Here is an 11,927-nt window from a genome sequence, read left to right on the forward strand (position 1 = left end):
GGAGTGAATATCCATGCCATTGGATCGCATTGTGGTAAAAGGCGCACGTGCCCATAACTTGAAAAATGTAGACGTCGTCATTCCACGCGATAAATTTGTAGTGCTTACCGGACTATCAGGGTCCGGTAAGTCATCTCTTGCATTTGATACGATTTATGCAGAGGGACAACGTCGTTACGTAGAATCACTCTCTGCCTATGCGAGACAGTTTTTAGGACAGATGGATAAACCGGACGTAGATTCTATCGAGGGTTTATCTCCAGCGATCTCAATTGATCAAAAAACAACAAGTCGCAATCCCCGTTCTACCGTAGGAACTGTAACAGAGATCTATGACTATCTTCGCCTTCTATATGCGCGTATTGGGAAACCAGTTTGTCCACAGCATGGGATCGAAATTTCCTCACAAACCATTGAACAGATGGTTGACCGAGTGATGGAATTTCCAGAGAGAACTCGTATGCAAATTCTTGCTCCCTTGGTACAGGGACGCAAAGGTGAACATGTAAAACTCCTGGAAGATATCCGTAAGCAAGGTTATGTACGTGTTCGTATTGATGGGGAAGTACGCGATTTATCTGAAGAAATTAAGCTGGAAAAAAATAAAAAGCACAGCATTGAAGTGGTTATTGACCGTGTAGTGGTAAAGCCTGACTCTCAAACCCGTGTCGCTGATTCACTAGAGACAGCACTGAGATTGGCAGATGGCAAGGTTATCGTAGATGTGATCGATCAGGAAGAGTTAATGTTTAGTGAAAAACACGCTTGCCCGATCTGTGGATTCTCCATTGGAGAGCTAGAGCCGCGAATCTTTTCATTTAACAGTCCGTATGGTGCATGTTCGGAATGTGATGGGCTTGGAGTACGAATGGAAGTGGACCCTGATCTGGTAGTGCCAAGTGTAATGAAATCACTGGAAGAAGGCGCTATTGAGGCATGGGAACCAAAATCTTCTACGTATTACCATCGACTGTTGCAATCAGCATGCGATCACTTTAGCATTCCAATGGAGGTTCCAGTAGAAGAATTGCCTGAGGAACAGATGGAAATTGTGCTCTATGGTAGCAAAGGAGAAAAGATTCATTTCCGTTACGAAAATGAGTTTGGACAGGTGAGAGAAGCGAATGTGCAGTTTGAGGGTGTTATTCCTAACCTGCAACGCCGTTACTTGGAGACAAGCTCCGATTATATCAGAGATCAAATTGAAGGATACATGAGTCAGCGTCCGTGTCCAGTATGTAAGGGTCAACGTTTACGACAGGAAAGCTTGTCTGTTCTCATAGGAAAGCGCAATATTTCTGAAGTAACCAGTTTGTCTATTGCAGATGCACACCAATTCTTTGATCAATTAGATGTAAGCGAAAAGGATATGAGGATTGCTCATCTGATTTTTAAAGAGATAAAAGCAAGGCTTACTTTCCTGATCGATGTTGGACTGGATTACCTGACGCTAAGCAGGGCTGCAGGTACTCTATCCGGTGGAGAAGCACAACGCATCAGGCTTGCTACGCAAATTGGTTCAAGCTTAATGGGAGTTCTTTATATTTTGGACGAGCCAAGCATTGGTCTGCATCAACGTGATAATGCTCGATTGATTAAGACGCTTGAGCATATGACCAGTCTGGGAAATACACTGATTGTGGTTGAACACGATGAAGATACCATGTTAGCATGCGACTACATCATAGACATTGGTCCTGGAGCAGGGATACACGGCGGAAATATCGTGGCTGCCGGAACTCCGCAGGAAGTAATGGAAAATCTTGATTCCCTGACTGGAGCTTATCTGAGCGGACGCAAGTTTATTCCAGTGCCGTTGGAGAGAAGGATACCAGCTAAAGATGGAGAGGCTTGTGACAAATGGATTGTGATTGAGGGAGCTAAAGAGAATAACCTCCAAAACGTGTCAGTCAAAATTCCACTAGGGTTGTTTGTCTCAGTCACAGGTGTATCTGGCTCAGGAAAAAGTACGCTGGTAAACGAAATTCTGCATAAAGCATTGGCAAAAGAGCTAAACAGAGCAAAAGCAAAACCAGGTGAATTCCGCCGAATTAGCGGACTGGAGCATCTAGATAAAGTTATTGATATCGACCAGTCACCAATTGGACGTACGCCACGCTCCAACCCTGCTACGTATACTGGGGTGTTTGATGATATCCGTGATTTGTTTGCTTCCACGAATGAGGCGAAAGTACGTGGTTACAAAAAGGGAAGATTTAGTTTTAATGTGAAGGGCGGTCGCTGTGAAGCATGTAGCGGTGACGGAATTATCAAGATTGAGATGCATTTCCTTCCTGACGTGTACGTACCATGCGAGATTTGTCATGGCAAGCGCTACAATCGGGAAACGCTGGAAGTAAAATACAAAGGAAAAAGTATTTCCGACGTGTTGGAGACGACAGTAGAAGATGCAGTGGAATTCTTCAAAAACGTGCCTAAGATCGAACGTAAAATTCAGACGTTACTAGATGTAGGTCTGGGTTACATGAAGCTGGGACAACCTGCAACAACTCTATCAGGTGGAGAGGCGCAACGGGTTAAGCTGGCATCTGAATTACATCGCCGCAGTACGGGACGCACAATGTATATCTTGGATGAACCTACGACTGGTTTACATACCTATGATATCGATCGACTGCTGAAGGTGTTGCAAAGATTGGTTGAAAATGGTGATACAGTACTGGTTATCGAACATAATCTGGATGTTATCAAAACAGCGGATTATTTGATCGATTTGGGTCCAGAGGGTGGTACACGTGGAGGTACGATCGTAGCAACGGGTACTCCTGAAGAGGTAGCTAAAGTGAAGGGCTCATATACAGGTGAGTTCCTGGGCCCTGTGTTAAAGCGTGATCTGGAGCGAACCAAGAAACGAATGGAAGACTTGGTAAAGCAGTCATAAATGGTAGAATAGATAAGACAGACAGGCAGACACGATATGTGTCTGTCTGTTTTGTTTCTTAGATTTAGTTAAATATCGTAGTGAAACAGTTAACAAAATGTGATTCTGAAGAGTCAATATTATGATGATCAAGAGTTGGAAATATTGTTTAAAGAGTATTCAAAATGAAATAACGAGTTTTGGATGTAAGTTATGCATTATACTAGATAAAGGTCTTGATATTGAAGAATTTACTCCAATCATTGTCAAAGTTTCGCATTGTCCAGCTCCTGTTTAATTCGTTACAATAGAAACAGTAAAATATCGGAACAGCGTTTTACTGCTGGGAAAGTAGGATTTGATGCAAATGGTTAATGTCAGTCATCTGGTTGAACATTTTCATATGAAAGTTGTAAGTGGTGATAAGGGTTTGAGTCGAGAGATTGCAGTAACAGACCTAAGTCGTCCAGGATTGCAGTTGGCTGGATATACAACCCTTTATCCTGCAGAGCGCATTCAAATATTAGGTATGACAGAATTGGAATTTTTACAAACGATACCAGAGGATGTTGTCATTGAACGACTCAGTTTTCTGATGAGTGAAGAGACGCCATGTATTTGTATTGCCCGCAATTTGGAGTTGCCGAAGGAAGTGCTCGCTATCTCTAATGAGCGTGGCGTTCCTATTGTTCAATCACATCTAGCGACGACAAGTCTTGTTAGTAAGTTGACTAATTATCTGGAAGACCGTCTTGCACCGACAGCAACGATGCATGGGGTGCTTACAGATGTATATGGTGTTGGAGTATTTATATTAGGTGCTAGTGGAATTGGTAAATCGGAGACAGCATTGGAACTGGTAAAACGAGGACATCGTTTGGTTGCTGACGATGCTGTAGAGATCCGTGAAACACAAGAGGGGCTGCTTATTGGAACAGCACCTGACCTGATTCAACATCTGCTGGAAATCCGTGGTGTCGGCATTATCAATGTCATGACTATGTTTGGGGCAGGTGCAGTGCGTAATGCCAAAAATATTGACATGGTTGTTCAATTAGAGCTATGGGATCAGCATAAGCATTATGAGCGATTAGGCTTGGATGAGGAAAAAATGAAAGTAATGGACACTGATGTGCCTGTTATTACAGTTCCAGTTCGACCTGGTCGAAACTTAGCTGTTATTATTGAGGTAGCAGCCATGAACTACCGGCTGAAACGAATGGGTTACAATGCGGCTGTTCATTTTTCCAAGCGTTTGACAGATACCATTGAGGATCACGATTCTTTCTTGTAATACGATAATTCGTAGCAGGGAAAAAAGGGGTACAGACTACTTATGCGTAAGACCAAGCGTTACCATGTAGCGGGTGGAGTAAATCCGTTGTGGCAGATGTACAAGACGGTCAGCTTCTGGAAAGTAATATGGAATTTTACCGTTATTCAACTTGCTCGCTACTGTCCGTTTGTTTATGTGAAAAATTGGATGTACCGTACGTTTTTAAAAATGAAGATAGGCGATCATTCAGCTGTTGCCCTAATGGTTATGATGGACATTATGTTTCCAGAAAAAATCAGTATTGGACGTAATTGTGTAATTGGATACAATACGACGATACTAGCACATGAATATCTCATCGATGAGTATCGCCTTGGTGATGTTGTTATAGGAGATCGTGTGCTGATCGGTGCTAACACCACCATATTACCGGGTGTAGTTATTGGTGATGATGCTACCGTAGCAGCAGGAAGTGTAGTTCATCGAGATGTTCCCGCAGGTGCTTTTGTTGGAGGGAATCCGTTACAGGTGATTAGACTGGCTGAGGATGCCCCAGCTTCAGTAGAAACTGATAAAAAATTACGAACCAAAGAGATAGACATGATGTAAAAATAGACGAGAATGAAAACCAGAAAGATCTCCGTTACCAAGAGGATAACGGAGATCTTTTTTTTATGTATTCTTATAAGTATATTCGCTCAATTTAGAATTAAGCTGTTGACCTGAACAGGTTTTAGTAGTATATTTTCTACAATTCATTCGCTTTAGTTTATTAGCGAAATAAAGCAAACGGTCTTGTAAGGTCAGGAGGAAACGAAGTGGTGAAACCGTATGTGTTTGAAAAACCGCTAGGAATGCGAGATATTCTACCTGAATTGCTACGAAAGCAACGCTTTCTGGAAAGTGTGCTTCGATCTTGTATCAACAAATGGGGTTACGAAGAAATTGCTACCCCTTCTCTAGAGTATTTCGATACAGTGGGAGCGGCCAGTGTAACAGTAACAGATCACATGTTCAAATTGTTAGATAAACAAGGACATACCGTAATACTTCGCCCTGAATTAACAGCTCCTATTGCTCGCGTGGTCTCCTCCTTGTATAAAGATGTCCCTTATCCGATTCGCCTTTTTTATCAGGCGAATGTGTTTCGGGCGCAGGAGAAGGAAGCGGGGCGCAATGCTGAATTCTTTCAGACTGGCGTGGAATTAATCGGTGACGCTAGTGTTGACGCTGATGCGGAAGCAATTGCTCTGGCTATTTCTTGCCTTCATGAGGCTGGGGTGCCCACTTTTAAAATCGCGGTAGGACACATTGATATCGTAATGGGTTTATTGGAAGAGTGCGTAAGAGAAGAAGAAGTACGTAGTCAGTTTTGCCGATTTTTACATCAAAGTGATTACGTCGGGTATAGACAATTGGTCATGGAATACACCGATGATGCAGATGTAATAGATAAGTTACTTGCCATTCTGAGACTGCGCGGTGGAAGGGGAAAAATTGATGAAGCACGACAGCTGATTACCAATCCCAAATCGCAAAATGCGATTGATACCGTTGCCTCTCTTTGGGGAGCTTTGGAAGCATATGGAGTAACGGAACATGTTCTGCTCGATTTTAATCTGATCGGTCGATTTGATTATTATACAGGCATTGTTTTTGAGGGATACGCAGCAGATTTAGGGTCACCACTTTTAAGTGGAGGAAGGTATGATAATTTGTTGGAGCGTTTTGGCAGACCTGCTGCTGCAACCGGATTTGCATTGGAGATGGACCGACTAATGACCATTCCTACCTCCTATCATGAAGTGCGTACTGAGCAGATTGTAATTTTGTATAAAGCTGAGTATAGAGAAGAGGCACTACAGCTAGCTCAACAAAAGAGAAAAGAGCAACAGGTTGTGGTAACGGGACCTTGGACTGATGAAACAGAAAAAGCATTCGCTTCACTAGATAACAGCAAGCTAATTAGGTTAGGAGAGACGTAACAGATGAGTAGCACTGATTCTCTGCAAAAACTAACGATTGCGATGCCGAAGGGGAGAATCTTTGAGGAATCCCTCGTTTTTTTAAAACAGGCGGGTGTCGTGGTGGAAGATGACTTGAAAGATTCCCGAAAATTAATTATACCCGTTCCGGATTTTCAATTAGAGTTCATTCTGGCAAAACCAGCTGATGTTCCAACCTACGTGGAGTATGGTGTTGCAGATGTGGGAGTAGTGGGAAAAGACGTGCTGTTGGAAGAGGAACGAGATGTATATGAACTGCTTGACCTACAAATCGGGCGTTGTCGCATGATGGTAGCTGGGTTAGAAGAGTACCAGCCCTCTGCTAACCCTCGTGTCGCTACCAAATATCCAGGTATTGCTTCTAAATACTTTAGACTTAAAGGACAGCAGGTTGAAGTGATTAAACTGAATGGCTCGGTTGAGTTGGCGCCATTAATTGGGCTCGCGGAGAGAATTGTTGATATTGTCTCTACTGGACAGACTCTAAAGGAAAATGGCTTGGTTGAGTTGGAACACATATGTGATATTACAACTAGATTAATAGCTAATCGCTCTAGTTATCGGATGAAAAGTGAAGCTGTAGAGTCTATTGCCCAAAAATTCTTGCAGGTTATCCCTGCTGTTGAAATTCTATAAAAACTTTGGTTAGGGGAGGAATTTTCTCATGCTTTCCATTGTGAAACGGGAATATGTGAAAACCAAGCGGAGTATTGATTCGGGGACCAATGAGCAGCAAGAGACTGTGCGTAAGATTCTTACGGCGGTTAAAGAAGAAAGAGACATAGCTGTCCGAAGATTCACACATCAATTTGATGGAATAGAGCTTCAGGAGATTCGTGTAACAGAAGGGGAACAGGAAGAGGCAATGAGACTTGTAGCTCCTAATGTTCTACAGGCTCTAAAGGAAGCTGCCGGTAACATTAAGGAATACCATCTCAAGCAACAGCGTTCATCATGGTTTATGACCAAGGAAACGGGAACGATGCTTGGACAGATTATTCGTCCGTTGGAGCGAGTTGGTATCTATGTGCCAGGTGGATCTGCCGCTTATCCTTCCTCTGTATTAATGAATGCGATCCCTGCACAAGTGGCAGGTGTGTCAAGCATTGTAATGGTGACACCACCTGATAAAGAGGGGTGTATTAACCCAGCGGTGCTTGCTGCAGCTCAGCTTGCAGGCGTAACGGAGATTTATAAGGTAGGCGGTGCACAGGCAATTGGAGCGTTAACCTATGGGACGGAATCTATTCCAGCCGTAGATAAAATCGTAGGTCCTGGCAACATTTATGTGGCGCTAGCCAAGCGAGAGGTTTTTGGAATGGTAAGCATTGATATGGTAGCAGGACCAAGTGAAATCGTGGTTATTGCGGATGAGACTGCTGATCCGAGATATATCGCTGCCGATCTGCTCTCACAAGCGGAGCATGATCCAATGGCTTCTGCTATCTTGCTTACCCCATCCCTTGATTTGGCTCGGGCTACATCTTCTGAACTCAAGAGTCAGCTAACAGACCTACCGCGCAAAGAAATTGCAGAGGCAGCCCTTACCCAGTACGGATTTATCTGTTTAACTGCTGATTTGGAAGAAGCTTTTGAAGTGGCGAATCAGTTAGCACCAGAGCATTTAGAATTAATGATTGAGAATCCGTTTGACTCCCTGGGAAAAATCACGAACGCAGGTGCAATTTTTCTGGGAAGCTACAGCTCTGAACCAGTTGGGGATTATTTTGCTGGAACCAACCATGTATTACCTACCAATGGAACGGCTCGTTTTTCCTCACCATTATCTGTTGATGATTTTATTAAGAAATCAAGCGTAATCTCCTACAGCAAGAACGATCTGCTTACAAATGGTCAAAAGATCGTTACCCTTGCTGAGGCAGAAGGACTTCATGCACACGCCAGAGCCATTCAGATACGTTTGGAAGATCATGATAGTAATAGAGAGAACCTATCAGGGGGAAGAAAACATGGAGAATTCGAAAAACCGTACAGCATCCATTAAACGAACTACGAATGAAACAGATATTGCGCTACGTTTTGCGATTGATGGTGAGGGAGAGAGTAAGCTTACTACAGGAGTACCATTTTTGTCCCACATGCTTGATCTCTTTACTCGTCATGGACATTTTAACCTTCAAGTTGAAGCGAAGGGTGATATCGAGATCGATTATCATCATACCGTTGAAGATATAGGAATCTGCTTAGGTCAGGCCGTACGTGAGGCGCTGGGCGATAAAAAAGGAATAAAACGATACGGTAATGCCTTTGTACCAATGGATGATTCGTTGGCACAGGTTGTCCTTGATATTAGCAATCGTCCGCATTTGGAGTACCGAGCGGTTTATCCATCTAATCAAGTAGGACAATTTCCGACTGAGCTTGTTCACGAGTTTTTATGGAAGTTCGCTCTGGAATCAAGAATGAATGTTCATGTCATTCTGCATTATGGACATAACACGCATCATATGATTGAAGCAATTTTTAAAGCGTTGGGAAGGGCGTTAGACGAGGCGACCGCACTCGATCCTCGGGTAAAAGGTGTTCCTTCCACGAAAGGACTGCTGTAAACATGATTGGTGTAATTGATTATGGGATGGGGAACCTGTTTAGTCTAAGTAAAGCTTTGGAACGTCTAGGCTATCCGTATGAAGTCGTAGCAGAGCCTGAACAATTAAATACGTACAGTGGATTATTGGTGCCGGGGGTAGGAGCTTTTGGAGATGCCATGCGCAATATGCAGGATATTGGAATGGACCTGGCGATTGTTCGTTTTGCTGAATCGGGGCGTCCGGTTTTAGGGATTTGTCTTGGAATGCAGCTCTTGTTTAGTGAAAGTGAGGAACATGGTCTGCATAAGGGACTAGGCTTACTTCCAGGTCGAGTTATTCGTTTTCAAGGTGAACGAAAAGTACCTCATATGGGCTGGAATCAGCTTGAAATCAAGCAAGAGAAGCATCCACTGTTAGCTGGTGTTTCCCCGGGAGAATATGTTTATTTCGTTCATTCTTACCATGTGCAAGTTGAAAGGAAAGAGCATTTGCTTGCTGATACGGATTATGGTTACCCAGTCACAGCGATTGTTGCGAAGGGTCAGGTAGCTGGTATGCAGTTTCATCCAGAAAAAAGTGGAGCAACGGGAATCCGCCTCCTGCAAAACTTTGCCAAACAGTGTGAGGGGGTCTTGTCATGAGTTTTACCATTTATCCTGCCATTGATATTAGAGGCGGCAAATGTGTTCGCTTGTTTCAAGGGGATTATGCACAGGAAACCGTATATGGGGAAAGTCCGGTAGAGGTAGCAGCTCAATGGGTCAAGGAAGGAGCGAGTTGGCTGCATCTAGTTGACCTGGATGGGGCCAAAAATGGTATGCCTACTAATTTTCCATTAATGAAGGAGATTGCGGAATCAGTAGAAGTGCCTATTCAGGTTGGCGGAGGAATTCGCTCGTTGGAGACCATTAAAGCATATGTTGACGCAGGAGTGGCTCGTATCATATTAGGAACTGTTGCAGTTGAAGATCCTGCATTCACAAAGCAGGCGTTGGAGCAATTTGGGTCAAAACTGGCGATTGGACTGGATTGTCGCAATGGTTATGTAGCGACAAGAGGCTGGTTGTCAGATTCAGAGGTAAAAGCGGTGGAATTGGCGCAGCGCCTGGTTGAGTACGGAGCGGAAACTTTTATCTATACAGATATAGCGCGTGATGGCACTCTAACGGGTCCTAATACGGAAGAAATTGTACAGTTGGCAAGGGAAACAGGGAAACAGGTTATTGCATCTGGAGGAGTTAGTTCTCTTGCCGATTTACTGGAGCTTGCTCGGCACCGATCCGATGGAGTAGAAGGAGCGATTGTTGGAAAAGCACTGTATACCAAAGCTTTTTCCTTGCGAGAGGCGTTGGCTCAAGCCAAGGGGGCAGGATCAACATGTTAGCAAAGCGGATTATTCCGTGTCTCGATGTAAAAGATGGGCGAGTAGTTAAAGGTGTACAGTTTCTGGGTCTTAAAGATGCGGGAGACCCTGTTGAATTAGCAGCGAAATATAGTGAAGAAGGTGCCGATGAGCTGGTTTTCCTAGATATATCTGCCTCTCATGAGGGACGAAAAACCATGGTAGATGTAATCGAACGAACGGCAGCCAACATTACCATTCCTTTTACAGTGGGTGGCGGTATTAATAGTGTTGATGATATGAAACGGATTCTGCGAGCAGGTGCCGATAAAATTTCGCTGAATACGGCTGCTGTTCTTCAGCCTGATCTGATTAAGCAAGGAGCGACTAGTTTTGGTTGCCAATGTATCGTAGTTGCCATTGATGCAAAAATGATAGCTCCCGGCAAGTGGGAAGTTTTTACGCACGGTGGTCGTAATGCGACGGGGCGTGATGTGCTGGAATGGGCGTTAGAAGCGGAACGTCTGGGAGCGGGTGAAATCCTCCTTACCTCGATGGATGATGATGGAGAGAAAAAAGGATTTGGGATTGAATTAACCAAGCTGATTTCCCAGTCGGTACATATACCAGTCATTGCTTCTGGTGGAGCAGGTAATGTAGATCATTTTTATGAAGTTCTTACAGAGGGCAAAGCAGATGCTGCCTTAGCAGCTTCCATATTTCATTATGAAGAAACATCTATAGCAGCGGTGAAAGAAACGTTGATACAAAAAGGAGTGGCAATCCGTCATGAGTAAACTCCAAGTCCTTAAACAGGTAAAATTCGACCAAAATGGTTTGATTGCTGCAATCATCCAGGATGCCATTAGCAAGGAGGTTTTAACCCTCGCCTATATGAATGAAGAAGCACTGCAAAAAACATTGGAGACTAATGATACTTGGCTATGGAGCAGATCCCGTCAGGAACTATGGAATAAAGGTGCTACTTCAGGTAATCGACAACAAGTTGTTTCTATTTATTATGATTGTGATGGCGATGCTTTAGTCGTAAAGGTAATACCGAGTGGTCCAGCTTGTCATAAGGGAAGCTACTCTTGCTTCTCCAATCTACTAGATGGGCATTCTTTAAAAGAAGAAGGATTATTTGATCGTTTTGCCATTCTTAATGAGTTGGAACAAATTATTGCCTCCCGTGAAGCAATTCGTCCCGAAGGAGCGTACACTACCTACTTATTTGAAAAGGGAGTAGACAAGATCCTGAAAAAAGTAGGAGAAGAAGCTGCTGAAGTTATAATAGCTGCTAAAAACCGAGACAAAGAAGAATTGAGATATGAAACGGCTGATTTGTTCTATCATGTACTTGTCTTATTGCGAGAACAAAAAGTCCCGCTTGATGACATTATGCAAGAGCTTAGCAAACGAAGATAAAACGTAGAGCTAGATGAAAAGCATGGTATAATGGCGCGATCCTGATGGGTTGCGTCATATTATTTTTTTCTGATCAAAATTTTTTTATTTAAAAGTATTGACTTTGAATAATTGAATGTGATAGATTATTACTTGTCGCTGATGAACATCTTGTTCACAAGCACTGAAACAAAATGAGAGTTTCAAGCAGGGTTGAAAAAAAGATGTTGACTTTTGTCGAAAGAGTTGATATACTGAAAAAGTTCTGTTGATGACCTCAACGAAAATGTTCTTTGAAAACTGAACAGTGAAATGTTTGAATGAAATAATAGCCATGCAAATGTTTTGAAGCTAGATCAACAAACTTTAATGGAGAGTTTGATCCTGGCTCAGGACGAACGCTGGCGGCGTGCCTAATACATGCAAGTCGAGCGAGGAACTTCGGTTCCTAGCGGCGGACGGG

11 protein-coding genes and 1 rRNA gene are annotated in these 11,927 nt (G+C 43.3%); all 12 read left to right on the forward strand.

The features are described 5' to 3' along the window. Positions 1–13 precede the first annotated feature (13 nt). Positions 14–2,902, forward strand: a complete 2,889-nt coding sequence (gene uvrA, locus LM917_RS21420) for an excinuclease ABC subunit UvrA (RefSeq protein WP_232699748.1) — start codon at positions 14–16, stop codon at positions 2,900–2,902. 340 nt (positions 2,903–3,242) lie between these two features. Continuing rightward, entirely contained in the window at positions 3,243–4,175 is a 933-nt protein-coding gene (gene hprK / locus LM917_RS21425; RefSeq protein WP_232699749.1) for an HPr(Ser) kinase/phosphatase, read from the forward strand. 42 nt (positions 4,176–4,217) lie between these two features. After that, the gene (locus LM917_RS21430) at positions 4,218–4,766 is read left to right on the forward strand and encodes an acyltransferase (protein WP_232699750.1); all 549 of its coding nucleotides are present in this window, start codon (positions 4,218–4,220) and stop codon (positions 4,764–4,766) included. Positions 4,767–4,975: 209 nt separating this feature from the next. Continuing rightward, positions 4,976–6,142, forward strand: coding sequence for an ATP phosphoribosyltransferase regulatory subunit (locus LM917_RS21435; protein ID WP_232699751.1), 1,167 nt, complete (start codon positions 4,976–4,978; stop codon positions 6,140–6,142). Positions 6,143–6,145: 3 nt separating this feature from the next. Then, on the forward strand, positions 6,146–6,799 hold the full coding sequence (hisG, locus tag LM917_RS21440) for an ATP phosphoribosyltransferase (RefSeq protein ID WP_232699752.1): 654 nt from the start codon (positions 6,146–6,148) through the stop codon (positions 6,797–6,799). Between the two features lie 28 nt (positions 6,800–6,827). Then, complete coding sequence (gene hisD / locus LM917_RS21445) at positions 6,828–8,168, forward strand: histidinol dehydrogenase (protein ID WP_232699753.1); 1,341 nt, start codon at positions 6,828–6,830, stop codon at positions 8,166–8,168. Further along, entirely contained in the window at positions 8,134–8,733 is a 600-nt protein-coding gene (hisB, locus tag LM917_RS21450; protein WP_232699754.1) for an imidazoleglycerol-phosphate dehydratase HisB, read from the forward strand. Before hisD ends, hisB begins: the two co-directional genes overlap by 35 nt. A gap of 2 nt (positions 8,734–8,735) precedes the next feature. After that, on the forward strand, positions 8,736–9,356 hold the full coding sequence (gene hisH / locus LM917_RS21455; RefSeq protein WP_232699755.1) for an imidazole glycerol phosphate synthase subunit HisH: 621 nt from the start codon (positions 8,736–8,738) through the stop codon (positions 9,354–9,356). Beyond that, the gene (hisA, locus tag LM917_RS21460) at positions 9,353–10,099 is read left to right on the forward strand and encodes a 1-(5-phosphoribosyl)-5-[(5-phosphoribosylamino)methylideneamino]imidazole-4-carboxamide isomerase (protein WP_232699756.1); all 747 of its coding nucleotides are present in this window, start codon (positions 9,353–9,355) and stop codon (positions 10,097–10,099) included. Before hisH ends, hisA begins: the two co-directional genes overlap by 4 nt. Beyond that, entirely contained in the window at positions 10,093–10,854 is a 762-nt protein-coding gene (gene hisF / locus LM917_RS21465) for an imidazole glycerol phosphate synthase subunit HisF (RefSeq protein ID WP_232699757.1), read from the forward strand. The genes hisA and hisF overlap by 7 nt, the downstream gene beginning before the upstream one ends. Beyond that, positions 10,847–11,485 carry a bifunctional phosphoribosyl-AMP cyclohydrolase/phosphoribosyl-ATP diphosphatase HisIE gene (gene hisIE, locus LM917_RS21470; protein ID WP_232699758.1) on the forward strand — a complete coding sequence of 213 codons (639 nt, stop codon included), beginning with the start codon at positions 10,847–10,849 and terminating at the stop codon, positions 11,483–11,485. The genes hisF and hisIE overlap by 8 nt, the downstream gene beginning before the upstream one ends. A gap of 345 nt (positions 11,486–11,830) precedes the next feature. After that, positions 11,831–11,927, forward strand: a 16S ribosomal RNA gene (locus LM917_RS21475); the annotation flags it as partial.

The organism is Brevibacillus daliensis (genome assembly GCF_021245735.1).
Lineage (GTDB): Bacteria > Bacillota > Bacilli > Brevibacillales > Brevibacillaceae > Brevibacillus_B > Brevibacillus_B daliensis.